Here is a 25,303-nt window from a genome sequence, read left to right as displayed (position 1 = left end):
TATAATTTTACTTCCTAGAAAAGTCAATTTAGAACGATGATCTCTTGAAAATATCCAATATCATTTCCAAATCTTTCAAAAATTAGTTCAGCATTTGTCCTTTCGAGTCTCAAAAATATAGCGACGAACAATCATCTCATTTATTATTATAAATATAACCTAATCTATTTGGTTACTTTTTTCAAAAACGCTTTTTTTGCAGTCAATAGAAAATTTTAAATGAAAAAAATAATACTCTATACAATCTTAATTATTTCCGCATTCGGTTTTGCACAGAAAAAATCAACAAAGGAAGAATCAAAGGAAGAAATTGAAAAATATACCTTATATAAAACTAATGCCCACGCTTCTTATTACAATGATAAGTTTAATGGAAAAAGAACAGCAAGCGGAAAAAGGTTCAACAACAACAAATTAACTGCTGCTCATAAAACGTTTGCTTTTGGTACAAAACTAAAAATCACAAACGAACAAAATGACAAATCTGTTATTGTCGAAGTTATTGACAGAGGTCCTTTTAGCAAAAAAAGAGAAATTGATCTTACCAAAAAAGCATTTATGAAAATCGCTTCAAATAAACGAAGCGGCTCCATGAATGTAAAAATTGAGATTTTAAGAAATTAAACCACACGATTTAACATTCTAAGTACATTTTTCTAACTTACCTGGGTCATTTTACAATTAAATAATAGTAAAACACAACCTAATTTTGATATTCTGTTTTATTAATTAAAAAAAATAAACCTGCCAAACTCCCACCAAACAACGGTTAGCTAAAGTTTATCAAATGTTAACAAAATAGATTTTCAGAAACCATAAATAATTGTATTTTTACGGTTCAAAATTCAGAAAATAAATGGGCAAAATCATTGCGATTGCTAATCAAAAAGGAGGCGTTGGAAAGACTACTACATCAGTAAATCTTGCTGCCTCATTAGGTGTTTTAGAAAAAAAAGTATTATTGATTGATGCTGATCCTCAGGCAAATGCCACATCTGGTCTTGGGATTGATGTTGAATCTGTAGAGATTGGTACCTATCAAATACTTGAACATAGTCACACCCCAAAAGAAACTATAGTTCAATGTTCAGCTCCAAATGTTGATGTGATACCTGCACACATTGACCTTGTTGCCATCGAAATCGAATTGGTCGATAAAGAAAACAGAGAATACATGCTAAAAAAAGCATTAGAAAGTGTTAAAGATGAATATGATTATATTATCATTGACTGTGCACCTTCATTAGGACTATTAACCTTAAATGCTTTAACTGCTGCCGATTCTGTAGTTATCCCAATTCAATGTGAATATTTTGCACTTGAAGGATTAGGTAAATTATTAAATACGATCAAAAGTATTCAAAAAATACACAATCCGGATCTTGACATTGAAGGATTGTTGCTAACTATGTACGATTCCAGATTGCGTTTATCAAACCAGGTGGTTGAAGAAGTTCAAAAACACTTTAACGATATGGTATTTGATACTGTGATTCAGCGAAATGTAAAATTAAGTGAAGCACCTAGTTTTGGCGAAAGCATCATTAATTATGACGCCACCAGCAAAGGAGCGGTTAATTACATCAATTTAGCTCAGGAAATTATAAAGAAAAACAGCAAATAGTTTTATGACAAAAGCAATTAAAAAACAAGCCTTAGGAAGAGGATTATCAGCATTATTAAAAGATCCGGAAAACGACATTACATCAGTAGAAGACAAAAATGCTGATAAAGTTGTTGGAAATATTATTGAGCTTGAAATAAGTGCTATCGAAATAAATCCGTTTCAGCCAAGAAGCAATTTTAACGAAGAGTCATTACGTGAATTAGCTACTTCCATCAAAGAATTAGGGGTAATTCAACCTATTACTGTTCGAAAATTAGAATTCAACAAATACCAGTTAATTTCTGGAGAGCGTCGTTTACGCGCTTCGACTTTAGTTGGATTAACACACGTTCCGGCTTACATACGAATTGCCAACGATAATGAATCTTTGGTTATGGCTTTGGTCGAAAACATCCAGCGTCATGACTTAGACCCTATAGAGATTGCACTTTCGTACCAGCGTTTGATTGACGAAATTCAATTAACTCAGGAGCAAATGAGTGAACGCGTTGGAAAAAAACGTTCTACGATTGCCAATTATTTACGTCTTTTAAAACTAGATCCAATCATCCAAACCGGAATTCGTGATGGTTTTATCAGTATGGGACATGGCAGAGCCATTATCAATATTGAAGATTTAGACATTCAGACTGATATTTATCAAAAAATTGTCAGCCAGAATTTATCTGTTCGTGAAACCGAAACTTTGGTAAAAAATTACCACGAAAGCCTAAAACCAAAAGCCGAAGGAAAAGCTAAATCTGAATCTTCTTTTGTTATTGAAGATGAAAAGAAAAATGCGATTACCGAATATTTTGGCGCAAAAGTTGATGTAAAAGTGGCTGGCAACGGAAAAGGAAAAATCACAATTCCTTTTAATTCTGAGGCCGACTTTAATAGAATTATAAAATTAATAAACGGATAGTGAATAAAATTGTCCCCATAAGTCTATTGTTCTTTTTACTAGGAACCGTTTCTCTTTTTGCCCAGGCAGAAACAGAAACGGTTTTGGTCGCTAAAGACACCACCAAGTTAGAAGAAATAGACCCGCTTACGCCTGCAAAAGCTGCTTTTTATTCGGCTATTTTACCGGGTTTAGGTCAGGCTTACAATAAAAAATACTGGAAAATACCATTGGTTTATGGCGCCATGGGTACCAGCTTGTATTTTTATCTTGATAGTAATAAAAAATACAAAGAAGTCCGAAACGAATACAAAAGACGCCTTGAAGGCCTTGAAAGTGACGAAAAATTCGAAAGATTTGACGACGACAGACTGATCTCGGCTCAAAAGTTCTATCAGCGTAATCGTGATTTATCAGCTTTATTTCTTGTTGCTTTTTACGCTTTAAATATCATTGACGCCAATGTTGATGCGCATTTAATTCAGTTTAACGTAAACGAAAAACTATCACTTCGACCAGAAATTTACCCAACTGATGTAACTTTTAGAGCAAATGTTGGACTAACTTTTAATTACAAATTTTAAACAAAAGCCATTCTGTTTAAAGAATACAAAATATACACAAAATGAAAATTGCACTTTTAGGATACGGAAAAATGGGTAAAGTAATCGAAAGAATTGCTTTAGAAAGAGGACATGAAATTGTTTTAAAGAAAGACGAAACGAATACTTTTGAAGGCCTTTCGAACGCTGATGTTGCCATAGATTTTAGTGTACCTACAGCTGCTGTTGATAATATTTCGAACTGTTTTCATACCAATGTTCCCGTGGTTTCCGGAACAACTGGCTGGTTAGAACATTTTGATGAAATGGTAGCACTTTGCAATGAAAAACAAGGTGGTTTTATCTCTAGTTCCAACTTTAGTCTGGGTGTAAATATTTTCTTTGAACTAAATGAATATTTAGCCAAAATCATGTCGCAGTTTGATTCGTATAAAGTATCAATGGAGGAAATTCATCATACTCAAAAACTGGATGCACCTAGCGGAACAGCTATTTCCCTTGCAAAAGGCGTTATAGAAAATAGCGCTTACGCAAATTGGACAATGGATGAAGCAAAACAAAACGAGATTTTTATCGAAGCCAAAAGAATTGGCGATGTTCCGGGAACACATACCGTAACTTACGACTCAGTTGTTGACAGCATCGAATTGAAACATACCGCTCACAATCGCGAAGGTTTTGCGCTGGGAGCTGTTATTGCTGCTGAATGGCTCGCTGGTAAAAAAGGTATTTACAGCATGAAAGACGTATTAAATCTAAAATAAACAGTTATTTATTAAGATATAAATATCTTGATTTAGAACTTTAAACATACCATTATGACTATTAATCACTGGTTCATTTTTTTCTTAGCCGTTCAGGTTATTCACTTTTTAGGAACATGGAAACTGTATCAGGCAGCAGGAAGAAAAGCCTGGGAAGCAGCCATTCCTGTATATAATTCAATTGTTTTGATGAAAATAATAAGCCGCCCAACCTGGTGGACATTATTACTTTTCATCCCCATCATCAACCTGATTATGTTTCCTGTTGTTTGGGTAGAAACGCTAAGAACTTTTGGCAAGAAATCGACTGCTGATACGCTTTTAGGAATTTTTACTTTAGGTTTTTATGTTTATTATGTAAATTATACTCAGAAACTAGAGTACCATGCCGACAGAAAGTTAACCTCTGAAAACAAAGCTGCTGACACTTTAAGTTCTTTACTTTTTGCCATTATTGTAGCAACTTTGGTACACACTTATGTGGTTCAGCCCTTTACAATTCCAACTTCATCTTTGGAGAAATCATTATTAATTGGTGATTTTCTTTTTGTAAGCAAAGTAAACTACGGACCAAGAACTCCAATGACTACGGTTGCCTTACCAATGGTTCACGATACGATTCCTTTTGTAAAAATAAAATCATACACAAGCTGGCCACAATTACCTTATTTTAGATTACCAGCTCTTGAAAAAATAAAAAACAATGACATTGTGGTTTTTAACTGGCCTACGGACACCGCATACAACATGTACATTCGTCCTGACAAAAATTACTACAAGCCTATTGATAAAAAAACAAACTATGTAAAACGCTGCGTAGGAATTCCTGGTGATAATTTAGAAATCAAAGACGGTATTGTTTTTATCAACGAAAAAGAGTTAATATTACCCGAAAGAGCAAAACCACAATACTCGTATGCAGTGGCTTTAGATGGTAAAACAGGAATTGATTTTGAATCTTTAGTAAAAAGATTAGATATCACAGATGGCGGATATTTTAAGGATAATGAAAAAAGAGACACATTAGTTTTTAGTGCCTTAACACAAACTAGCGTAGATGTCATAAAAAACACACCAGGTGTAACCGGAATTAAAAAAATCATCAACAAAGGTGCTGAAGACGGGATTTTCCCAGACTATCAAGACGGAAAAGCTTCTGTAACCAACAACTGGAATTGCGACAATATGGGACCTATATACATCCCAAAAGCAGGTGCTACAGTTTCTTTAACCAAAGAAAATCTTCCACTTTACAAAGCTATTATTACCAATTATGAAGGGCATACATTAGCTGTAAATGGTACTCAAATTTTAATTGATGACAAACCTGTTACGAATTATACTTTCGCAAAAAACTATTATTGGATGATGGGAGACAATCGTCATAACTCATTAGACGCACGTTATTTTGGCTACACTCCTGAAGATCATATTGTTGGAAAACCGGTTTTTATTTGGATGAGCTGGGATACAAACGGAAAGGGCATTAACAAAATTCGTTGGGACAGAGTATTTACCACTGTTAGCGGCGAAGGTCAGCCTCAGTCATACTTTAAATATTTCCTAATGTTACTTGCTGCTTATTTTGTAGGTGAGTTTTTCTGGAGAAAAAGAAAAGAGAATAAAGCATAAAAAAATTAGTTATTTTTGTTTCAGGTTTCATGTTTCAGGTTCTTTGTTAACTTGAAACATGAAACCTGAAACTTTTAAACAAAGAATAGAATGAATTCGTTATTACTTCCCACTTATTTTCCTTCGATAAGCCATTTTGCAGTTATGGCACAATCTGAAAATATTACTTTTGAAATGGAAGATAATTTTCAGAAACAAACCAATAGAAACCGTACCTATATTTACAGTCCAAACGGGATTCAGCTTTTGAATATTCCTGTAAAACATTCTAAAACGGCACATCAAAAAACAAAAGATGTAATGATTGAGAATGAGTTTGACTGGCAAAAACAACATTTTAAATCACTGGAAGCAGGTTATAGGAGTTCTCCTTTTTTTGAGTTTTTTGAAGATGATATCGCTCCCATTTTCGAAAAAAAACATACTTTTTTGATGGATTTAAATCTGGAAGTTCTGGAAATTGTCACTAAGTGTTTGAGAATGAAATTAGAGTTCAGCAAAACGACTGAATACTTCCATGAAGTAGAAAATATTTCAGACTTTAGATATTTGGCAAACGGGAAAAAAGATCCAAACTCTTTCGAAAAATACCCTCAGGTTTTTGATGACAAACACGGATTTATAAACAATTTAAGTGTTTTGGATTTGCTTTTTAACGAAGGTAAATTTGCAATGGATTATTTGAAAACGCAGAAGTTAGTTTAATTTTTAAAAAAACATATTCCATTTTGGAATTTGGAATTTCATTTTTGCAATTTCAATTAACTTTATTCCATAGAAAGTCTCGCCATAACAGGATAATGATCTGAATTTTCAAAATCTGGAAAGCTTTCAAATTGTTTTACTTTCATCTTGCTATCCGCAAAAATATAATCAATCCGGGCAGGGTAATATCTGAATTTATACGTTGCTCCAAAGCCTTTTCCTGCCTCTTCAAAACTATCTTTGAGTTTTCCCTTAATATTTCGGTAAACGTAGGAGAATGGACTGTTATTCATGTCTCCACAAATAATAATTGGATATTTACATTCTTTGATGTTTTCTTTAAAAATCTCTGCCTGCTCCTGTTGTTGCCTGAAAGCTTTGCTGATTCTGGTGTAAATCAATTGCGATTTCTGCTGATTTACGTTATCAATATTATCTGAAATTTCGTTGACATCAGGCGAAATTTTAATGGATTGCAAATGCATATTATAAACCCTGATAACATCTTTACCACGTTTAATATCGGCATAAATCACGTTATTGTTAGATTTTGGAAAAACGATATTTCCTTCATACAGGATTGGGAATTTCGAAAAAATAGCCTGACCCGTTTTGATTTGATCCCCTTCAATAAAAATATAACGATGCGGGTAAACCTTTAAATCAATATGAGCGGAATTCGAATATTCCTGAATACATAAAATATCAGGGTTTTTATCATCAATAAACGTTTTAATATTAGACGCAATATCATCTCTGTCCAGCCATTTAAAAACATTAAAAAGACGCACATTGTAACTCATTACCGAGAAATCTTTTTCATCAAAAACATATTCACTTTGAGAAAATTTATAAAATTTACTAATAAAAGTAATTCCGGTTAACAATACCAAACCAGACAAAATAAGGCGTTTTTTAAACTGTATTCCCCAATAGATAAAGAACAAGCCGTTCAGCACAAAAAAGGCCGGCATAAAGAGCGTCAAGACTGATAATAAAGGAAAAATCTTGGGTGCCAGAAATGGCAAAATATAGACGCTAAATGTCAATACAGTTAGCACTATATTCAAAAAGAACATGATTTTATTAAACCAGGACAGGTTTTGCATATTGTTTTATTTCGAAGATTATTTTCCTGCTTTAAACAAAAATTCTTTTTCTTCTTTAGTCAGACAATCGTAGCCGGACTGACTGATTTTGTCTAAAATTTCATCAATTTGTTGTTGCGTTTTGTCTTTCGTAACAATTCTTGAAGTTGTTTTTTCTGTAGGTTTATTATAATTTTTATGTACTTTTTTGAAAGGAGTCGAAGGTGATTTTTTGAATAAATTTACGAAAAAGTCTAGTATTCTCGAAACTATAATACTCAAATCGGTTCCGTTTTGAAGCAATTTGATAAAGATGAAACCAAAAACAGCGCCTGCTAAATGAGAGATATGGCCGCCCATATTCCCTAATCGAAATTGCATTAAGTCTAAAACCAAAATTACTGCTGTAATATGCCATAATTTTACATTTCCGACTAACAGTAATCGAACATTCATCAAAGGCTGATACGTTGCTGTAGCTACCAATATCGCCATTATAGCTGCCGAAGCCCCTACAATTGGAGCAGAATAATTAAGAAAATAAAAACTTAGAACAAACGCAAACCCAGCAAAAATGGCACTTAAAACATACAATCCTAAATATTGTTTTTGAGTAAAAAAAGTTAAGAATAAATTACTCGCAAAATTTAGCACCAACATATTAAACAGCAAATGCAAAAAACCATCGTGAAAAAAGGCATAAGTCAAAAACGTCCAGGGTTTATAAATAAAAACCTGTGGATCTGAAGACAAAGCCAGCCAGTTTGGAAAATCAAATTGCCCAACAGAAAAATCATAGAAAAAAAACGAGATTAGGAAACAAGCAATATTCCAATAAATAACGCGAAGTGCAATCCCACCTAATTTATATTGTAATTTTAAATCGTCAAGAATATTCATAAAAGCTTCTGTTTTTAGGTTTTATAATTTGTTCTTAAAATTAAAAATTAATTCCAACGATTGTTATTAAATTGATTTTTTTTCCAGTACCACATAATTAAAAAACCTGTTAGAGCACCACCAACGTGTGCAAAATGAGCAATTCCAGTTCCTCCACTACCAAATAAAGAACTTCCTTTAAATCCTAAAAACAAATCTATAGCTAAAAGACCTGGTACAAAATATTTAGCTTTTATTGGTACTGGTATAAACATCAAAGCCAATTCAGCATTTGGCATAATAAAAGCAAAAGCCGTCAATAGACCATAAATTGCTCCAGAAGCCCCAACAACAGTACCTCTCGACACAGACGCAGCCTCTACTAACACATTGAATTGCTCTTGATTACACTTAGCATTTTCAAGAATAGTTTTTACATTCCCTGCAATCATATTCCCATTAGAGTCAAAGAGTGATTTATAATCTGCATTTAATATTACATTCAAATCCGCTTTTGACAAATTTAAATTTGAAACTGAATCCAAAAGAGAATGAATTTGAATGTAATTTATTCCTGTGTGCAACAGGGCTGATCCTAAACCACAAGAAATGTAAAAAAACAAGAATTTCTTTCCTCCCCAAAAATGTTCTAAAGCCGAACCAAAAGAATACAAAGCAAACATATTAAATGCTATATGCATAAAACCACCGTGCATAAACATATGCGTTACAGGTTGCCAAAACTCGAAATTATTATTCTCTGGATAATAAAGTGCTAAAATTCTATAGGCAGGATTGCTAGGATTAAAATCTCCTAAAGCCATTGTCCCAACAAAAAACAAAACATTTATTATAATTAACTGTTTTACAGTCTCAGTCATATTCATCATAAGGCAAACTTTTTATCTATATCTTCCACACGCATGGTGATGAAAGTTGGTTTTTGAAAAGGTGAAATATTAGGGTCTTTGCAGGCAAACAAACCGTTTACCAGATTGTCTTGTTCTTTTTCGGTTAAATACGACCCGGTTTTAACCGCTAAACTTTTGGCCATCGACTTGGCAATAGTATCATTCTGACTGTAACTGCTCGCCGGGATTCCGTCTTGCAAGTCACCTAATAATTGTTCTATTACTAATGAAACTTCGCTTTCGGTAATATTCACCGGAATTCCTGAAATCACAATATGATCGGTTTGAGCATCTTCAAAAACGAAACCTGTTGTGGCTAATGAAGGTTTTAATTCTTCGATCAGAGCCATTTCGCCTGACGAATAAAACAAATCCAACGGAAATAACAATTGCTGACTCGAAGCCTGATTCATGGTCATATTCAGCAAAAATTGCTCGTACAAAATTCGTTGGTGTGCACGTTGCTGATCAATAATAATCATGCCCGATTTGATAGGCGAAACGATATATTTTTTATGAATTTGATAGGTTTTCTGAACAGCCTGTTCTACATCTTCGTCATTAAATAAAGACGAAGTCACTTCTTCATTTTCGAAAGTAAAAGGCGAACTTTCGATACTTTCCGCCGTATCGGTTTCCAAACCTACGTACAAACTTTCCCAGGTTGCTGTTGGCTCTACTCTTTTTGAATAGCCTGAATAAGAACCTGATCCAGAACCTGAACTTGATCCAGAACTAGCTTTTGCATAATGCTGATTGGTTTTATCATCTGTAAAAGGATTAAAGGTACCATCAACCTGAATCGTTGGTGTTTCAGCTTCAACATCCTTATAATGATACGGTGTGTCTAAATTAGCATCCCTATCAAAATCAAGAACTGGCGCTACATTAAACTGTCCTAAACTATGTTTTATCGAAGCTCTCAGAATCGCGTACAATGCCTGCTCATCATCAAACTTAATTTCGGTTTTAGTTGGATGAATATTGATATCAATTGTATTCGGCGGAACCTGCAAATACAAAAAATAACTGGGTTGCGAACCATCTTTCAGAAGTCCGTCGTAAGCCGCCATAACGGCGTGATGCAAATAACCACTTTTGATGAAACGATCATTGACAAAGAAGAACTGCTCTCCCCTGTTTTTCTTAGCAAACTCGGGCTTACAAACAAATCCCTGCACATTAATGATTTCAGTATCTTCGTTTACGGGAACTAATTTTTCATTGGTTTTACCAGACATAATCCCCACAATTCGCTGACGATATCCTGCTGCTGGCAAATTATACATTTCGCTTCCGTTGTGGTAAAACGTAAAATGAATATTAGGATGTGCCAAAGCCACTCGCTGAAATTCATCCATAACATGGCGAAACTCAACGGTATCCGACTTTAAGAAATTACGACGTGCCGGAATATTAAAGAATAAATTTTTGACAGCAAAAGAAGTTCCTTTTGGCACCACCGCCATTTCCTGCGAAACAAATTTACTTCCTTCGATAATAATATGCGTTCCAAGTTCTTCCTGGTCCTGCTTGGTTTTCATTTCCATGTGAGCAATCGCTGCAATAGAAGCCAAAGCCTCACCACGAAAACCTTTTGTATGTAACGAAAACAAATCTTCGGCCTGGCGGATTTTGGATGTGGCATGACGCTCAAAACACAAACGCGCATCGGTAACGCTCATTCCCTGACCGTTATCAATAACCTGAACTAATGATTTTCCGGCATCTTTTATAATTAATTTAATATCAGTTGCTTTTGCATCAACAGCATTTTCTAATAATTCTTTGACTACAGAAGCTGGTCTCTGAACCACCTCTCCAGCGGCAATTTGATTAGCAACGTGATCAGGAAGTAATTGAATGATACTCGACATTAAATTTTAGATTGTAGATTAACGATTAAGGTTTTTTGATTTGAAATCTAAACCAAGGTGTACAAATTTAATGAATTTATGCTTGGTTTTGGAATATTGACAATCATAAAAAAAACAAAAAACCTACACTATTTTTACACAGCATAGGTTTTAGTATTTTTAAAACGTGTGTTTATTATTCTTCTAGTTTTAAAGGACTTTCTTCTATTTGAAGTGTTCCTGAAGACAACAATTGTGGGTTTTGAAACGAGTGTGACATAGAAGCCTGTTGACGGATATACGCCATTTTGATAGCAGCGATAGCCGCTTCAGTTCCTTTATTTCCGTGAATTCCTCCACTTCTATCGATTGACTGCTGCATGGTATTATCTGTCAAAACACAAAAAATAACCGGAATATCCGTTTGAACATTCAGATCTTTGATTCCTTGTGTAACGCCTTCGCATACAAAATCAAAATGTTTGGTTTGTCCCTGAATGACACATCCAATTACAATAACAGCGTCAACATTTTGTGTCTGCAACATTTTTTTTGCACCATAAATCAGCTCAAAACTCCCTGGAACATTCCAACGAATAATTTGCTGCGCAGGAACATCACAATCAATTAATGCTTCAAAAGCACCATTGTAAAGTCCTTCGGTAATAGTCTCATTCCATTCAGAAACAACAATCCCAAATCGAAAGTCTTTCGCATTTGGGATCGTGTTTTTATCGTATTCTGATAAATTTTTATTTTCGGTAGCCATCTGTACTATTTTAGATTTTTGATTTTAGACTTTAGATTCTTAACTACAAATCTACAATCTTAAATCTAAAGTCTAAAATTTTTATTGTGCTAATCCAATCAATGCATCTACAGAAGCAGCTTCCGGAGTTGTATCGTAATTATCTTTAATATCTGTAAAATATTTCAAAGCATCTTCTTTCTGGCCTAAAGCCAAAGCTGTTTTACCCGCTTTTAACAAGAAACGAGGTGTTGTGAAATCGTTTTTATTAGATTCAGCTGCTTTTACATAATAATCAAGAGCTTCTTTTTGTTGATTTTTTTGAGAATAAGCATCTCCAATTGCACCTTTTGCCAAAGCACTCAAAATCAAATCATCTGATTTAAACTCTTCTAAATATTTAATTGCATCATCAAATTTACCTGTATTCAGGTAAGCAATACCTGCATAATAGTTTGCTAAGTTTCCTGCATCTGTTCCAGAATATTCATCTGCGATTTTTACAAATCCAAATTTACCCTCAGAACCATTCAAAGCCAATTTGTATAATGAATCACTCGCTACACCATCAACTGCTTTTTGAAAGTTTTGTTGTGCAACAAACATTTCGTTAGCAGCTTCGTCTTGTTTAGGAGCTTCAATAAATTTTTGGTAAGCTAAATATCCAATAGTTGCAACAGCAATACCAGCAACTAAACCAATAATGATTTTTTGATTTTTAGCAACCCAATCCTCCGTTTTAGAAGCAGTTTCATCTAATTTTGAAAAAACTCCAGCAGTTGTACTATCTTTTTCATCAACAATTACTTGTTGCTCATCAGTAATAACATCTTTTACTTCCTTTTCTTTTGGTGCTTTATATCCTCTTTTATTGTAAGTAGCCATTTAAAATTAATTTAGTGAACGGCAAAAATAAAATTTTTATTGAAACTGAAGTAAAAAAAATCAATTTTATATCCATTTTAAAAAAAATAATTACAATAATCGTAAGTCCTTTCTCTTCAACGATAAAATAATTCGGCTTCAAACGCCCTAAAAGCCTTTTATATCGATAATTTTCAATAATTTGCACCTTCAAATTTTTGCTGTTCAAAAACACCAAACAGTACCATTTCAGTACCTTAAAAATGCATTTAAACAAAATTTCTTTATTCAATTATAAAAATTTCTCCGAAGCTACGTTCGATTTCGACACCAAAATCAATTGTTTTGTTGGAAAAAACGGAATTGGCAAAACCAATGTGCTCGATGCGATCTATCATTTGGCTTACGGAAAAAGTTATTTTAATCCGCTTGCTGTGCAAAACATCAAACACGGTGAAGAGTTTTTTGTCATTGATGCCGAACTGGAGAAAAACGAAAGAACCGAGCAAATTGTTTGCAGTTTAAAAAAAGGACAAAAAAAAATCCTGAAAAGAAACGGCAAAGCTTATGATAAATTTTCGGATCATATCGGGTTTATTCCGCTCGTGATTATTTCGCCAGCCGACAGGGATTTAATTGTAGAAGGAAGCGAAACGCGTCGGAAATTCATGGACAGCGTGATCTCGCAACTCGATTCGACTTATTTGCATCAGCTCATTCAATACCAAAAAGTCATTGTGCAGCGTAATGCGTTATTAAAATATTTCGCCCTGAATCACACTTTCGACAATGATACCTTATCTATATATAATGAGCAGCTAACTGCTTTTGGAAAATCAATCTTCGAAAAGCGAAAAGAATTTCTGGAACAGTTCATCCCTATATTTAATGTACATCATCAGGCGATAACGGGCTCTGAAGAATCGGTGCAACTGGTTTACGAAAGTCATTTGTTCGAAAAAGACTTATTAACGCTTTTGCAGGAAAACATCAATAAAGACAGAGCGTTGCATTATACCAGCGTCGGAATTCACAAAGACGATTTGTCTTTTGAAATTGATTCGCATCCGATAAAAAAATTCGGTTCACAAGGGCAGCAAAAGTCGTTTTTGATTGCTTTGAAACTCGCTCAATTTGAGTTTTTAAAAAAACAAAGCGGCGTAAAACCTATTTTATTATTTGATGATATTTTTGATAAATTAGACGAAAGTCGTGTTGCCAAAATCGTCGAAATGGTCAATAGCGAAACTTTCGGGCAATTATTTATATCAGACACACATCCGGAACGAACCGAAACGATTGTAAAATCGACACATCAGAGCTATAAGATATTTAATTTGTAGTTTTTGTTACACCACAAATTACACAAATTTTCACAAATTATTCTATCCTTAATTTTTTTTGATTGATTAATGAGTCTAATTTTAATTTGCGAGAATTTGCGTAATTTGCGGTCAGTTTTTTTCATATAGTTTTATTATTTTATTAATATCTGAAAATCCAAAAATTACCTAATTTAGCATATCATTTTAAATTCATTTCCATGAAATTTTTCCAAACTTTATCCATACTTTTTTTACTGATATTTACTTCCTGCAACGGACAGCCTTCGAGTGCTTTTGAAGAAGTCGCTCCAAAAGATTTTGCCGAAAAAATAAAAACTACTGATAACGCTCAAATTCTAGACGTTCGAACTCCTGAAGAATTTGCATCTGAACATCTTGACAATGCGAAAAACGTAGATTGGAACGGCGAAGATTTTGATAAAAAAGCAGCAACTTACGATAAATCAAAACCAGTTTTTGTCTATTGTTTAAGTGGCGGAAGAAGCAAAAAAGCAGCTTCAAAACTAAAAGAATTAGGTTTTGAAACCGTTTACGAATTAGAAGGCGGAATTCTTAAATGGAAATCCGAAGGTTTGTCGAAACCTACAACAGAGCAAATTGGAATGACGAGACTGGAGTTCAATAAATTATTAGATACTGATAAAAAAGTATTAGTTGATTTTTATGCCGAATGGTGCGGACCCTGCAAAAAAATGGAGCCGTATCTTTTGAAAATGCAAAAAGAAATGGCGAACGAAGTAACCATAATCCGCATTGATGTTGACCAGAATAAAACATTAGCAACACAGCTAGAAATAGACCAGCTTCCGATTGTTGTTTTATATCAAAACAAAGAAGTAAAGTGGAAAAACGTAGGCTACATCAGCGAACAGGATTTAAAAAAACAATTATAGAACACAAATTGAAACACAAATTGCACCAATTTACACAGATTAATTTGTGATAATTTGTGTAATTTGTGTTAAACTTTTATTTGAAATCAAATATGCTAACGAAAGAATCCTTGCAATTTTTAGACGATTTAAAAAAGAACAATAACCGCGACTGGTTTCAGGACAATAAAAAGCGATACGAGATTTTCAAGAAAGATTATCATCAATTGGTGAGTGATTTTCTGGATGTGATGAAACCGCTTGATCCTTCATTAGAACTATTGGAAGTCAAAAATTGTACTTTTCGAATCAATCGCGATATTCGGTTTTCTAAAGACAAATCGCCTTATAAAGCACATTTAGGCGTCTGGATGTCAACGGGAGCCAAAGGTGCGAATCGTGCAGGCTATTATGTTCATATCGAAAAAGGTGCTAGTTTTATCGCTGGCGGATTTTATTCGCCTGAAGCGGAAGATTTAAAAAAGGTGCGAAAAGAAATTGCTTTTTTTCATGATGATTTAGAAGCAATTTTGGCCGAAAAGAACTTCAAAAAAGAATTCGGGAGTTTCGATGTAAACGAAACCAATTCGCTTAAAAATCCACCAAGAGGTTATGAAAAAGACCATCCTGCTATTGAATTTTTAAAACTGAAAAGCTTTACTGTTTCTCAAAAATATGATATTTCAGAAGTCACTCAAAAAGATTTTGTCGCAAAAATGAGTGAGAAATTAATCGCTCTAAAACCACTAAACGAATTCATTAATCGTGCTTTAGAAACGGAAGAATTCTAAAAAAAAAGTTTAGCCACAGATTTTAAGGATTCACACAGATTAAAAAATCCTTTAAAAATCTTTTAATCTGTGGCAAAAAAAAAAATCCCAAATGAATAAAAAGAAAATACTTTTTCTTGGAGAATCCTATCGCGCTGATGCCATTACCTGGATGAATGGTTTGAGGCAATTTGGCGATTTCGAGATTTGCGTTTGGGAATTACAAATCCCTAACAACAAGCGATTCCGACGTATTTTAGAATATCTTTTTGCTCCAATTTCAATCAGAAAAACCATTCGGAAAGAAAAACCAGATATGATTATTGCCGAGCGAACCACCAGCTATGGTTTTCTGGCAGCGATTTCTGGTATGCACCCAATTGCCATCGCGCAACAAGGCCGGACTGATTTATGGCCGGAAGATTCTGTATCATATCCTTTTAAGAAAATCATTCAGAAATATGCTTTCAAAAAAGCCGATTTAATTCATGCCTGGGGTCCTGTTATGACCATTTCTATGAAAGAAATTGGTGTTGATATGAGTAAAGTTTTGGTTTTACCGAAAGGAATTGATTTATCTATTTTTACTCCATTTATCAATACTTCAAACAAAATTGATGCGATTGTAACGCGTTCTTTGCAACCGGAATACAGACACGATGTTATTTTGAAAGCATTTGCACTTCTCCATCAAAAAGGAATTGACTTTTCATTAACCATTGTCGGCGATGGAACCCGTTTGCAATTTTTGAAAGACTTAGCCCGAGATTTAAATATCGAAAATAAAGTCATTTTTACAGGAAGAATTGCCAATACAGAACTTCCAAAATTATTACAGCAGTCTAATTTTTACATCAGCATGCCCACAACCGAAGGCGTTTCAGCATCTTTATTTGAAGCCATGGCTTGCAGTTGTTATCCTGTAGTTTCGGATATTCCAGGAAATCAAAGCTGGATTAATCATCGCCAAAACGGGCAATTGATTGAAGTTGATAATTTTGAAAAACTGGCCGAGGAATTGATCTGGTCTTTTGAAAATTCTGAATCTCGAAATCTGGCTATTTTAGACAATCGAAAGTTCGTTGAAGAAAATGCTAATTATGATAGTAATATGAAGGTTATTGCGGATAGGTATCATGAGTTGTTGGGTTTGAGGAAATAATTGAGTGTTTTTGTTTATTTTTGAAGAAGAGAAAATAGAAAAATTTTGCATATTCATAAATTATTTTCATTTTTTTCACAGAACCTACAAACAACAACTAAAAAAATCAACATAAATCAAATGAAATATTTATTATTGTTATTGATTGTTTCATTAAATGCGTTTTCTCAGGAAATCCCAATGAGCACAAGAAGGTATACTAACAAAGAGATAGGAAGTACTTTTTCTTCTGAGATAGGCGAAAGCCTAATAACAACAGGAAAAGAATACTTTCAAAAGGCGTGTAAAGTTACTGAGCGCCCGGACAAAAAAATTAAAATTTCCTTCTATCCTTTTGACGTGCACGTTGATGAAATACTGCCGCTAAAAGCAGAAAAACATGATTATGATCTTTATTATGGCGATTTAAAGCCTAATGGTTCAAATCCCTATGCGGTTGGAATTGCCTACAACCGAAAGACAAAATTGTATTCCGCTTTTGCTCAAGGACCCACAGGATTTTCCGTAAAAGAAATTGATGGTTTAAAAGTTGAACCGGCAGAGTATTTTAAAAGTTGTGAGGAGTGTTTTAAAAAAGAATTTGTTTATAATGGTAAGTCCGGAAACACGCTTAAATTTGTTTATAGAGAATATATCAACGATATGGCTCGACCTGCTTTCACTCAAGATATTCAGTATGATTTGGCAGACGGTAATATCATAGGAATTAAAGGACTACGAATTGAAGTTATATCTACAAACAACATGAGAATTGAATATAAGATTTTAAATGATTTTAATTGAGTATCAGGGTGCTCAATTTCGCTCTTAAATAACTTTATTATTTCTAAAAACAACTCTTATTAGCTAGTAATTAAACAAATTTACGGTTCGCTCGCTGGTTAATGGAAAAAATTATCTTTGATTTACGTTTTCACTCAACGAGAATAATCATTGCCTAATCCTATACTAATGCACTAATAATTTCCGTTAGTGAATAAAATGCAAATTGAATAATTGTCATAAACAATACCTTTTGAAATTTTGAAAACATTCAGTAAACAAAGTATCGTTTAGAATTAATTTTTAATTTTGAAAAAAGACTGAAAAATGGACTTGCAAACTCGTAAAATAAATTTTGTTCAAGAATTTCTTAAACTGGAAAGTGAGAAAGCAATCTCTCACTTAGAAAAACTTTTACAGAAAGAAACTCAATCTGGCTCTGAATTTAAACCAATGTCAACAAAAGAGTTTCAAAAAAGAATTGAGATATCTACAAAAGATTCTAAAAATGGACGCTTAACGGAAAACAGCGAACTAATTTCTGAAATAGAAAAAAAATAGAGCTAGGAATTTATTGAATCAAATCGAAATCTTTGATGTGTTTGATACTCGCCAAAATCCTGTTACGATGAAGCGTACAAAATAATATAGACACCCTACAATTAATATTAGTTCTTCATCTCCAAAAACCCAACTCAAATAAATTATAATTATTACTTTTGAGCTCAAAATCGTCCTGAAGCTTTGGGACACAAAAAGTCTTTCATTTATGGAAATCCAATCTAATTTTTCTTTAAAAAAACACAATACTTTTGGCATTGAAGCCAAAGCCAGACAATTCGTAGCGGTACATTCTGTAGCCGAATTGAAAACTATTTTAGAGGAAAATTCCAATCAGAAAAAGTTTATTTTAGGTGGAGGAAGCAATATGCTTTTGACACAAGATATTGACGCTTTGGTGATTCATATCGATTTGAAAGGCAAAGAAATAATTGAAGAAAACGACGATTTTGTCTGGGTCGAAAGTCAGGCTGGCGAAACCTGGCACGACTTCGTTCTCTGGACAATCGACAATAATTTTGGCGGTTTAGAAAACATGTCACTGATTCCCGGAAATGTGGGTACAACCCCTGTTCAAAACATTGGTGCCTACGGAACCGAGATAAAAGACACTTTTATTTCTTGCGAAGCGATGAATATTGCCACTCAGGAAATGAGAACGTTCAGCAATGTCGAATGTAATTTTGGTTACAGGGAAAGCATTTTCAAAAACGAAGTGAAAGATCAATATATTATTACATCAGTAGTTTATAAATTGACGAAACGCAATCATAAAATAAATACTTCATACGGTGACATTACAGCCGAACTGGCAAAAAACAACGTCGTTACGCCTACCCTTAAAGATGTGAGTAACGCTGTAATTGCCATCAGACAAAGTAAATTGCCAGATCCGAAAGAGTTAGGAAACAGCGGAAGTTTCTTTAAAAATCCTATTTTATTAAAATCTGATTTTGAACCTATTCATAAAAAATTTCCAGAAATGAAATATTATGAAGTTTCAGAAACTGAGGTAAAAGTTCCCGCAGGTTGGCTAATCGAGCAGGCCGGTTTTAAAGGAAAACGTTTTGGCGATGCTGGAGTTCATAAAAATCAGGCTTTGGTTTTGGTAAATTACGGAAACGCAACAGGTCAGGAAATTTTAGCAGTTTCAAGAGACGTTCAGAAAACTGTTTTTGAAATTTTTGGCATTCATATCGAAGCTGAAGTGAATGTGATTTAAAACACAAATTTCACTAATTAACACAAATTTAACTCGTGAAAATTTGTGAAATTCGTGGCAACAAACCAAACAAAAATGTACACTCCAAACCAATATAAAAACGAAGACCAAGAAGCTATCAGAACTTTTTTGAGAGAAAATAGTTTTGGTATTTTAATCAATCAGACTCACGGAAAATTGTGTGCCACTCATATTCCGATAGAGCTTGAAGTGAACGCTGACGGAAAAGAGATTCTGCAAGGGCATCTTTCAAAACTAAATCCACAGGCTGAAGGTTTTGCAGAAAATGATCAGGTTTTAGCCGTTTTTTCAGGGCCGCATGCTTACATTTCTTCTTCCTGGTACGACCACGAAAATGTACCAACCTGGAATTATATAGCCGTACATGTTTATGGCCGAATTAAAATTGTAGATGAAGAAAGTACAATTGAGTCGTTAACAAAATTAGTCGATAAATATGAAGCAAACTCAGAATGTCCTGTACGTGTTGAAAACCTATCAGCCAAAACCATGCGTGAGGCCAGAGGAATCTTTGGTTTTGAAATTGAAATCGATGAAATTCAGCCCACTAAAAAGCTTTCGCAAAACCGGGATGATCACAATTATAAAAACATAATTTCAGAATTAGAAAAGACCGAAAACCCTCAGGCTATTGCTGTTGCAAAAGAAATGTCGAAATGCCGAAAGTAAATCGGTTTTAGATATTGAAAATTAAGAATTCATAAGTACATTTGCACTCGCAAGACTCAAAATTAAACTACATTAGAATCAGATGCTTACATTTATATTTTATTTTTTTATTGCTATTTTTGTTGTACAAATTTCTTATTATTTAGGGGTTTTTGGAAAATTTGCTTTTGCCAAACCGCAAGAAATTACCCAAAAAAATCTGCCTGTTTCTGTAATTGTCTGTGCTAAAAACGAAGAAGAAAATGTACAAAAATTCATTCCGTTATTAGCAGAACAAAATTATCCTGATTTCGAAATTGTTTTAATAGACGATGCTTCCAGCGACGAAACGTTAGAGATTTTTGAGCAATTTGAAAAACAATACTCCAATATTCGATTAGTAAAAGTTCAAAACAATGAAGCCTTTTGGGGAAATAAAAAATACGCTCTGACTTTAGGAATTAAAGCCTCTAAAAAAGACTATTTATTATTTACTGATGCTGATTGTTATCCAACCTCTACAGAATGGATTACAGCCATGACTTCGCAATTTACCCTAAACAAAACTATTGTTTTAGGATATGGCGGTTACGAAAAGTCTGATCGTTCCTTATTAAATAAAATCATCCGCTTTGAAACCGTTCTTACGGCAATTCAATATTTTTCGTGGGCAAAAATTGGCCGTCCTTATATGGGAGTTGGCCGTAATCTGGCCTATAAAAAAGAAGAATTTTTTAATGTAAATGGTTTCATCGAACATATTCAGGTTCGTTCTGGCGACGACGATTTGTTTGTTAACCAGGCTGCAAACAAACATAATGTTACCATTTCATACGATCCGGAAAGTTTTACCTATTCAAAACCAAAAGAGAGTTATAAAGAATGGTTTTCTCAAAAAAGAAGACACGTTGCAACTGCCAATTACTATAAAGTATTCGATAAAATTCAACTAGGGGTTTTCTATACCTCGCAATTGTTTTTCTTTTTATTAGTTATTCTTTTATTAGCCTTTCAATTTCAATGGATTGCTGTAATCGCTTTGCTGGCAACACGTTACACTATTGCCTGGATTGTAGTAGGTTTTTCTGCTGGAAAACTTAGAGAAAATGATATCAAAGTTTGGTTTCCGGTGGTAGAAATAGTGCTTATATTCACACAAATCAATATCTTTATAACTAATATCTTTTCAAAACCTGTACATTGGAAATAAACTCTAAAATAGAAAAAGCAAAAAAAGGCGACCAGATTGCCTTCACTTTTTTATTAGATTATTACTGGAATGAAGTGTATGGTTTCATGCTAAAGCGTACCGAAAACGAAACAACAGCCGAAGATATTACTATTGAAACCTTCTCTAAAGCTTTTGATAAAATTGGTACATACAACAACGAATTTCAATTTAACACCTGGTTGATTGCCATTGCCAAAAACGTCTATATCGATTTGTTGCGCAAAAAGAAAACCAGTCTTTTTGTCGAAATTACCGATGCCGAAGACCAGCAAGCCTACAATATTGCTGACACTACTCCGTCTGCCGAAGATGCTTTAATTAAAGAACAAAATCTTTCGCGATTACTGCAATGTATCAAAGAACTGAAACCTCATTATCAGGAAGTCATTCAGTTGCGCTATTTTCAGGAAATGAGCTATCAGGAGATTGCTGTCAAAATTAATGAGCCTCTGAGCAACGTAAAAGTAAAATTACTTCGTGCTAAAAAATTATTAGCAGAAATCATAGAACGTAATAGATAATTCACTACCTTTAAGTAAGTATTAAGAATTTAGCTATTTAATACTTAAAAAATTCACATTTACATATTAGAGTTCTTTTTTTTATTACTAACTAATAAATCCAAATTTTGTTGCTTATGATTTAATGTTACTTAACCTTAAAATCCATTAATTATGTCTAAACTAAGCATTTACGAAACCAATTGGACTGACCTTGTTTTCGAAAACAAAAACAAAGAGTACGGTGCATATCAATTGCGCCAGGAGAATTCTAAAACTTCAATTAAAGCCTTATTTATGGCTTTGTTAATTATTGCTACTCTCGGGAGCATAACAGCATTAATTAGCAAACTTACATCAGCAGAAATTGTAGAAACCACTGAAGAACCCTTCCGTGAAATAATTACCCCTGTTGATTTAAACCAAGAAATTGTAAAGCCAATAATTGAAGAAACTGTTGCTCCACCGCAACAAACAGCTACTGCTGATGCACCAGACGTAACACCTTTTACAACTCCTGTTGTAGTAACAACTGCTCAAGCAACGCCAGATGTTCCTACCAATGCTAGTATGACACCAATAGTGACAGACCCTGTTGGAACAGGAACTGACGGTCCTGTAAATGTTATGCCATCAAACGGAAACACAAATGGAAATGGTTTAGGAACTTCAACTGAACCAATTAGCAATGATCCAGTAGTAGCTGCCGTACTGGACAAGCTACCTGAATTTCCAGGAGGAATGAGTAAATTTTATACTTATGTCGGAAAAAATTTTAACCGACCAGAAATTGATGCAGAAAAAACACTTAGAGTGTATGTTTCTTTTGTAATTGAAAGAGATGGCTCGATAACAGACATCATTGTTAAAAACGATCCTGGTTACGGATTAGGAAAAGAAGCTGTCAGAGTTTTGAAATCCTTAAAAACAAAATGGAGCCCGGGAATTTTAAACGGAAAAGCTGTTAGAACAGTATATAGCCTTCCGATTACCATAAAAACAGAAGCAGAATAATAAAAAAAAAGCAGAATTTAGGTTCTGCTTTTTTTATGACTCTTAATTATTTTAATTTTAATTACTTTTACATCTCTTAGAAAGAATTAAATTAAACATATAAAAACTAAAAAATGGGAATATTTTCAGCTATTCTTGGCAACGCTGGTTCAGTTAGTCAGGAAGAATTACTAAAAAAATACGGGCAGCTTTTAACGGATACTGAGCAAATCGAAATGGGTTTCAAATTAATCCGTGACACCTTTATTTTTACCAATAAAAGATTAATTTTAGTTGATGTACAAGGTTTAACAGGAAGCAAAACCGAATACAAATCTATTTCTTATAAAAGCATTACCCGTTTTAGTGTAGAAACTGCCGGTACTTTTGAACTGGATGCTGAATTGAAAATTTGGGTTTCCAGCGAATTGCAGCCCAGTATTGTAAAACAATTTAATAAATCCGTGAATGTTTACGAAGTTCAAAAAGTCTTAGCGCATCACGTTTTAGGATAATCTATAAAAAAGAAATCCGACAAGTTTTATAGACTGTCGGATTTCTTTTTTTTCTAAAATTATTTTTTCTTCTTTTTGGTTGTCGTTTTTTTCGTCGCTTTTTTAACCGGAGCAGGAGCCGTATTTACAATTTTCTGCTGTACATAAGGTTTGTATAAACCATCTTTCTCTGCTCTCTTTTTAGCATCTTCTGCCCTTTGTTTCGAATCCGGATGTGAGCTCATCATTTTATCTAAAAAAGAACCTTCGGCTCCTTCGCTCATTTTTGCTAAAATTCTAAAAGCAGATTCTTCAGCATTAACATCGTAACCGTTTTTCTTCATAAAATTATAAGCAAATAAATCCGCTTCGGCTTCTTGTTTACGACTGTGCTTACTGTCGATCATTGCGCTTCCAATTTTTCCTAACTGACTATCCGTCACCGATGAAATGGTTGCAGACTGAGAAGATGCTCCATCAATCAAAGCTTCTTTTTGGTAAGCCGCTCTCATAGCGTCTCTGGAATCATTATTGGCTACGTGTCCAATTTCGTGACCGATAACTGCAATTAATTCATTATCATCCATAATATCCATCAGTCCTGAATATACGCGGACACTGCCATCTGCGGTTGCAAAAGCATTAACTTCTTTTAATTTATAAACTTTATAATTTAAACTATATCCTTCACCCGAAGTATGTTTCCCAAAAACACGATTCAGACGTATAGTATAAGGATCTGTAGGTCCTGCAACTTCGTGTTCAGCATCCATTTTATCAACCGCTTCTTTAGATAATTTCGCTGCATCTGCATTTGTTAGAGTAAAACTGGTTACTCCTTTTTGTACCGCCCCAATAGCTTTTTCACCAAAATTAATTTGCGCATTCATTTTAGTAAAACTAAAAGAAGCTATCAAAACTCCTAATACGATAAATTTCTTTTTCATGTTATATCATTTACAATTTAATAACAAATATACTACAAATAAAATCTGATTAGATTTAAATAAATCAATTATTTTTCAGAATAAAGGTAAAAAAATTAAATAGGTTAAAACCAATGAGATATTATAATTATTTTGATTTTTCTATAAATAAACCTTTTTTATTACAGATTAAAATATGTGTTGTATTTCCTTCAAGTATTTAACACTAGAATCTAATTATCTTTAAAATAACATTTCTGTATCAAATTGTAACAATCACAAATTAACCCTTATAACGAATCATCAAATAAACAACATTGCGTATCTTTGTACTTTGAATTTTGATATATGGAAACAGTTCTAGAAAATATACCAACTGGAAAACCAAAATGGTTAAAAGTAAAACTTCCAATTGGGCAAAAATACACTGAACTTCGCGGTTTAGTAGATAAATACAGCTTAAACACCATTTGTACCTCAGGCAGTTGCCCAAATATGGGAGAATGCTGGGGAGAAGGAACCGCAACTTTTATGATTTTAGGAAATGTCTGCACCCGTTCTTGTGGTTTTTGCGGGGTTAAAACCGGAAGACCAGAAACGGTAGATTGGGATGAGCCTGAAAAAGTAGCGCGTTCTATTAAAATAATGAATATTAAACATGCTGTAATTACAAGTGTTGACAGAGACGATTTAAAAGATGGCGGTTCTATTATCTGGATAGAAACTGTGAAGGCAATTCGCAGAATGAACCCGAATACCACTCTTGAAACCTTGATTCCGGATTTTCAGGGAATCGAAAGAAACATTGACAGAATTGTTGAAGCCAATCCTGAAGTGGTTTCTCATAATGTTGAAACAGTTCGCCGTTTGACTCGCGAAGTGCGTATTCAGGCAAAATATGACCGTAGTTTAGAGGTTTTACGCTACTTGAAAGAAAAAGGAATTAACAGAACCAAATCGGGTATCATGTTAGGTCTTGGTGAAACTGAAGAAGAGGTTTTTCAGACCATGACCGATTTAAGAAATGCAAATGTTGACGTCGTAACTATAGGGCAATACTTGCAGCCGAGCAAAAAACACTTGCCTGTAAAAGAATTTATCACACCAGAACAATTTGCTAAATACGAGCAATTTGGTTTAGAATTAGGCTTTCGTCACGTCGAAAGCGGGCCACTGGTTCGTTCTTCATACAAAGCACAAAAACACATTTTATAAAAAAGTTTTCTTTTAATTTTTTAAATTGTTTAGTCGTGAACATGATTAGACAAATAAACA

General features: G+C 33.8%; 27 protein-coding genes. 20 read left to right on the top strand and 7 right to left on the bottom strand.

What is annotated here, in order from left to right:
• Positions 1-219 precede the first annotated feature (219 nt).
• The 7 genes from GON26_RS09580 to GON26_RS09550 all read left to right on the top strand — a co-directional run bounded on the left by GON26_RS09580 (position 220) and on the right by GON26_RS09550 (position 6,174).
• The gene (locus tag GON26_RS09580) at positions 220-624 is read left to right on the top strand and encodes a septal ring lytic transglycosylase RlpA family protein (protein WP_160374585.1); all 405 of its coding nucleotides are present in this window, start codon (positions 220-222) and stop codon (positions 622-624) included.
• Positions 625-856: 232 nt separating this feature from the next.
• Positions 857-1,624 (top strand): ParA family protein, encoded by a 768-nt coding sequence (locus tag GON26_RS09575; RefSeq protein ID WP_029272236.1) that lies wholly within the window; start codon positions 857-859, stop codon positions 1,622-1,624.
• Positions 1,625-1,628: 4 nt separating this feature from the next.
• Positions 1,629-2,531 (top strand): ParB/RepB/Spo0J family partition protein, encoded by a 903-nt coding sequence (locus GON26_RS09570; RefSeq protein WP_160374584.1) that lies wholly within the window; start codon positions 1,629-1,631, stop codon positions 2,529-2,531.
• Positions 2,531-3,094 carry a DUF5683 domain-containing protein gene (locus GON26_RS09565; RefSeq protein WP_160374583.1) on the top strand — a complete coding sequence of 188 codons (564 nt, stop codon included), beginning with the start codon at positions 2,531-2,533 and terminating at the stop codon, positions 3,092-3,094. Before GON26_RS09570 ends, GON26_RS09565 begins: the two co-directional genes overlap by 1 nt.
• 41 nt (positions 3,095-3,135) lie before the next feature.
• Positions 3,136-3,837 (top strand): 4-hydroxy-tetrahydrodipicolinate reductase, encoded by a 702-nt coding sequence (dapB, locus tag GON26_RS09560; RefSeq protein WP_160374582.1) that lies wholly within the window; start codon positions 3,136-3,138, stop codon positions 3,835-3,837.
• 54 nt (positions 3,838-3,891) lie between these two features.
• Positions 3,892-5,469 (top strand): signal peptidase I, encoded by a 1,578-nt coding sequence (lepB, locus tag GON26_RS09555; protein ID WP_160374581.1) that lies wholly within the window; start codon positions 3,892-3,894, stop codon positions 5,467-5,469.
• A gap of 90 nt (positions 5,470-5,559) precedes the next feature.
• Positions 5,560-6,174 carry a WbqC family protein gene (locus GON26_RS09550; RefSeq protein ID WP_160374580.1) on the top strand — a complete coding sequence of 205 codons (615 nt, stop codon included), beginning with the start codon at positions 5,560-5,562 and terminating at the stop codon, positions 6,172-6,174.
• Positions 6,175-6,236: 62 nt separating this feature from the next.
• Here GON26_RS09550 and GON26_RS09545 read toward each other — a convergent pair whose 3' ends face one another.
• From GON26_RS09545 to GON26_RS09520, 6 genes are all read right to left on the bottom strand, one after another.
• The gene (locus GON26_RS09545; protein WP_160374579.1) at positions 6,237-7,283 is read right to left on the bottom strand and encodes an endonuclease/exonuclease/phosphatase family protein; all 1,047 of its coding nucleotides are present in this window, start codon (positions 7,281-7,283) and stop codon (positions 6,237-6,239) included.
• Between the two features lie 18 nt (positions 7,284-7,301).
• Positions 7,302-8,162 carry a rhomboid family protein gene (locus tag GON26_RS09540; protein ID WP_160374578.1) on the bottom strand — a complete coding sequence of 287 codons (861 nt, stop codon included), beginning with the start codon at positions 8,160-8,162 and terminating at the stop codon, positions 7,302-7,304.
• Between the two features lie 47 nt (positions 8,163-8,209).
• Positions 8,210-9,031, bottom strand: coding sequence for a rhomboid family intramembrane serine protease (locus GON26_RS09535; RefSeq protein ID WP_160374577.1), 822 nt, complete (start codon positions 9,029-9,031; stop codon positions 8,210-8,212).
• Positions 9,028-10,929, bottom strand: coding sequence for a DNA mismatch repair endonuclease MutL (mutL, locus tag GON26_RS09530; protein WP_160374576.1), 1,902 nt, complete (start codon positions 10,927-10,929; stop codon positions 9,028-9,030). Before mutL ends, GON26_RS09535 begins: the two co-directional genes overlap by 4 nt.
• Before the next feature lie 175 nt (positions 10,930-11,104).
• The gene (gene ribH / locus GON26_RS09525; protein ID WP_160374575.1) at positions 11,105-11,677 is read right to left on the bottom strand and encodes a 6,7-dimethyl-8-ribityllumazine synthase; all 573 of its coding nucleotides are present in this window, start codon (positions 11,675-11,677) and stop codon (positions 11,105-11,107) included.
• Positions 11,678-11,758: 81 nt separating this feature from the next.
• Entirely contained in the window at positions 11,759-12,541 is a 783-nt protein-coding gene (locus GON26_RS09520; RefSeq protein ID WP_160374574.1) for a tetratricopeptide repeat protein, read from the bottom strand.
• A gap of 242 nt (positions 12,542-12,783) precedes the next feature.
• Between GON26_RS09520 and recF the strand changes: the two genes are divergently transcribed.
• The 12 genes from recF (at position 12,784) to GON26_RS09460 (ending at position 23,123) form a co-directional block, all read left to right on the top strand.
• A complete protein-coding gene (gene recF, locus GON26_RS09515) occupies positions 12,784-13,863 on the top strand; it encodes a DNA replication/repair protein RecF (protein WP_160374573.1) in 1,080 nt (359 codons plus the stop codon).
• Positions 13,864-14,063: 200 nt separating this feature from the next.
• Positions 14,064-14,759, top strand: coding sequence for a thioredoxin domain-containing protein (locus tag GON26_RS09510; protein ID WP_160374572.1), 696 nt, complete (start codon positions 14,064-14,066; stop codon positions 14,757-14,759).
• Positions 14,760-14,851: 92 nt separating this feature from the next.
• Positions 14,852-15,529 (top strand): DUF2461 domain-containing protein, encoded by a 678-nt coding sequence (locus GON26_RS09505; protein ID WP_160374571.1) that lies wholly within the window; start codon positions 14,852-14,854, stop codon positions 15,527-15,529.
• Between the two features lie 91 nt (positions 15,530-15,620).
• Positions 15,621-16,670 carry a glycosyltransferase gene (locus GON26_RS09500; RefSeq protein WP_160374570.1) on the top strand — a complete coding sequence of 350 codons (1,050 nt, stop codon included), beginning with the start codon at positions 15,621-15,623 and terminating at the stop codon, positions 16,668-16,670.
• A 120-nt stretch (positions 16,671-16,790) separates the two neighbouring features.
• Positions 16,791-17,453: a hypothetical protein gene (locus GON26_RS09495; protein ID WP_160374569.1), complete on the top strand. Its 663-nt coding sequence runs from the start codon at positions 16,791-16,793 to the stop codon at positions 17,451-17,453.
• Between the two features lie 306 nt (positions 17,454-17,759).
• Entirely contained in the window at positions 17,760-17,993 is a 234-nt protein-coding gene (locus GON26_RS09490; RefSeq protein ID WP_160374568.1) for a hypothetical protein, read from the top strand.
• A 208-nt stretch (positions 17,994-18,201) separates the two neighbouring features.
• Complete coding sequence (murB, locus tag GON26_RS09485; protein ID WP_160374567.1) at positions 18,202-19,215, top strand: UDP-N-acetylmuramate dehydrogenase; 1,014 nt, start codon at positions 18,202-18,204, stop codon at positions 19,213-19,215.
• Between the two features lie 75 nt (positions 19,216-19,290).
• Positions 19,291-19,905: an FMN-binding negative transcriptional regulator gene (locus GON26_RS09480; protein WP_160374566.1), complete on the top strand. Its 615-nt coding sequence runs from the start codon at positions 19,291-19,293 to the stop codon at positions 19,903-19,905.
• A gap of 82 nt (positions 19,906-19,987) precedes the next feature.
• Positions 19,988-21,094, top strand: coding sequence for a glycosyltransferase (locus tag GON26_RS09475; protein ID WP_160374565.1), 1,107 nt, complete (start codon positions 19,988-19,990; stop codon positions 21,092-21,094).
• On the top strand, positions 21,085-21,636 hold the full coding sequence (locus GON26_RS09470) for an RNA polymerase sigma factor (RefSeq protein ID WP_160374564.1): 552 nt from the start codon (positions 21,085-21,087) through the stop codon (positions 21,634-21,636). Before GON26_RS09475 ends, GON26_RS09470 begins: the two co-directional genes overlap by 10 nt.
• 153 nt (positions 21,637-21,789) lie before the next feature.
• Positions 21,790-22,629, top strand: a complete 840-nt coding sequence (locus GON26_RS09465) for an energy transducer TonB (protein ID WP_160374563.1) — start codon at positions 21,790-21,792, stop codon at positions 22,627-22,629.
• A gap of 113 nt (positions 22,630-22,742) precedes the next feature.
• Positions 22,743-23,123: a PH domain-containing protein gene (locus GON26_RS09460; protein WP_160374562.1), complete on the top strand. Its 381-nt coding sequence runs from the start codon at positions 22,743-22,745 to the stop codon at positions 23,121-23,123.
• 59 nt (positions 23,124-23,182) lie between these two features.
• Here the strand turns inward: GON26_RS09460 and GON26_RS09455 are convergent, their stop codons facing one another.
• Positions 23,183-24,049 (bottom strand): M48 family metalloprotease, encoded by an 867-nt coding sequence (locus GON26_RS09455; protein WP_160374561.1) that lies wholly within the window; start codon positions 24,047-24,049, stop codon positions 23,183-23,185.
• 327 nt (positions 24,050-24,376) lie between these two features.
• On the opposite strand from GON26_RS09455, the gene lipA reads away from it, so the two are divergent.
• Positions 24,377-25,243, top strand: a complete 867-nt coding sequence (lipA, locus tag GON26_RS09450; protein ID WP_160374560.1) for a lipoyl synthase — start codon at positions 24,377-24,379, stop codon at positions 25,241-25,243.
• Positions 25,244-25,303 lie beyond the last annotated feature (60 nt).

This window comes from Flavobacterium hydrocarbonoxydans (genome assembly GCF_009789235.1).
Classification (GTDB): Bacteria; Bacteroidota; Bacteroidia; order Flavobacteriales; family Flavobacteriaceae; genus Flavobacterium; species Flavobacterium hydrocarbonoxydans.
This window is presented reverse-complemented; position numbering and strand designations above follow the sequence as displayed.

What these genes read in the sequence shown, in the direction of transcription:
- mutL (WP_160374576.1), bottom strand. Translation starts at nt 10,929, where the DNA reads ATGTCGAGTATCATTCAATTACTTCCTGATCACGTTGCTAATCAAATT.
- murB (WP_160374567.1), top strand. Translation starts at nt 18,202, where the DNA reads ATGGAAATCCAATCTAATTTTTCTTTAAAAAAACACAATACTTTTGGC.
- GON26_RS09535 (WP_160374577.1), bottom strand. Translation starts at nt 9,031, where the DNA reads ATGATGAATATGACTGAGACTGTAAAACAGTTAATTATAATAAATGTT.
- lipA (WP_160374560.1), top strand. Translation starts at nt 24,377, where the DNA reads ATGGAAACAGTTCTAGAAAATATACCAACTGGAAAACCAAAATGGTTA.
- GON26_RS09580 (WP_160374585.1), top strand. Translation starts at nt 220, where the DNA reads ATGAAAAAAATAATACTCTATACAATCTTAATTATTTCCGCATTCGGT.
- GON26_RS09465 (WP_160374563.1), top strand. Translation starts at nt 21,790, where the DNA reads ATGTCTAAACTAAGCATTTACGAAACCAATTGGACTGACCTTGTTTTC.
- GON26_RS09475 (WP_160374565.1), top strand. Translation starts at nt 19,988, where the DNA reads ATGCTTACATTTATATTTTATTTTTTTATTGCTATTTTTGTTGTACAA.
- GON26_RS09570 (WP_160374584.1), top strand. Translation starts at nt 1,629, where the DNA reads ATGACAAAAGCAATTAAAAAACAAGCCTTAGGAAGAGGATTATCAGCA.
- GON26_RS09505 (WP_160374571.1), top strand. Translation starts at nt 14,852, where the DNA reads ATGCTAACGAAAGAATCCTTGCAATTTTTAGACGATTTAAAAAAGAAC.
- GON26_RS09500 (WP_160374570.1), top strand. Translation starts at nt 15,621, where the DNA reads ATGAATAAAAAGAAAATACTTTTTCTTGGAGAATCCTATCGCGCTGAT.
- recF (WP_160374573.1), top strand. Translation starts at nt 12,784, where the DNA reads ATGCATTTAAACAAAATTTCTTTATTCAATTATAAAAATTTCTCCGAA.
- GON26_RS09490 (WP_160374568.1), top strand. Translation starts at nt 17,760, where the DNA reads ATGGACTTGCAAACTCGTAAAATAAATTTTGTTCAAGAATTTCTTAAA.
- GON26_RS09510 (WP_160374572.1), top strand. Translation starts at nt 14,064, where the DNA reads ATGAAATTTTTCCAAACTTTATCCATACTTTTTTTACTGATATTTACT.
- GON26_RS09550 (WP_160374580.1), top strand. Translation starts at nt 5,560, where the DNA reads ATGAATTCGTTATTACTTCCCACTTATTTTCCTTCGATAAGCCATTTT.
- GON26_RS09545 (WP_160374579.1), bottom strand. Translation starts at nt 7,283, where the DNA reads ATGCAAAACCTGTCCTGGTTTAATAAAATCATGTTCTTTTTGAATATA.
- GON26_RS09495 (WP_160374569.1), top strand. Translation starts at nt 16,791, where the DNA reads ATGAAATATTTATTATTGTTATTGATTGTTTCATTAAATGCGTTTTCT.
- GON26_RS09520 (WP_160374574.1), bottom strand. Translation starts at nt 12,541, where the DNA reads ATGGCTACTTACAATAAAAGAGGATATAAAGCACCAAAAGAAAAGGAA.
- GON26_RS09480 (WP_160374566.1), top strand. Translation starts at nt 19,291, where the DNA reads ATGTACACTCCAAACCAATATAAAAACGAAGACCAAGAAGCTATCAGA.
- lepB (WP_160374581.1), top strand. Translation starts at nt 3,892, where the DNA reads ATGACTATTAATCACTGGTTCATTTTTTTCTTAGCCGTTCAGGTTATT.
- GON26_RS09575 (WP_029272236.1), top strand. Translation starts at nt 857, where the DNA reads ATGGGCAAAATCATTGCGATTGCTAATCAAAAAGGAGGCGTTGGAAAG.
- GON26_RS09455 (WP_160374561.1), bottom strand. Translation starts at nt 24,049, where the DNA reads ATGAAAAAGAAATTTATCGTATTAGGAGTTTTGATAGCTTCTTTTAGT.
- GON26_RS09460 (WP_160374562.1), top strand. Translation starts at nt 22,743, where the DNA reads ATGGGAATATTTTCAGCTATTCTTGGCAACGCTGGTTCAGTTAGTCAG.
- dapB (WP_160374582.1), top strand. Translation starts at nt 3,136, where the DNA reads ATGAAAATTGCACTTTTAGGATACGGAAAAATGGGTAAAGTAATCGAA.
- ribH (WP_160374575.1), bottom strand. Translation starts at nt 11,677, where the DNA reads ATGGCTACCGAAAATAAAAATTTATCAGAATACGATAAAAACACGATC.
- GON26_RS09540 (WP_160374578.1), bottom strand. Translation starts at nt 8,162, where the DNA reads ATGAATATTCTTGACGATTTAAAATTACAATATAAATTAGGTGGGATT.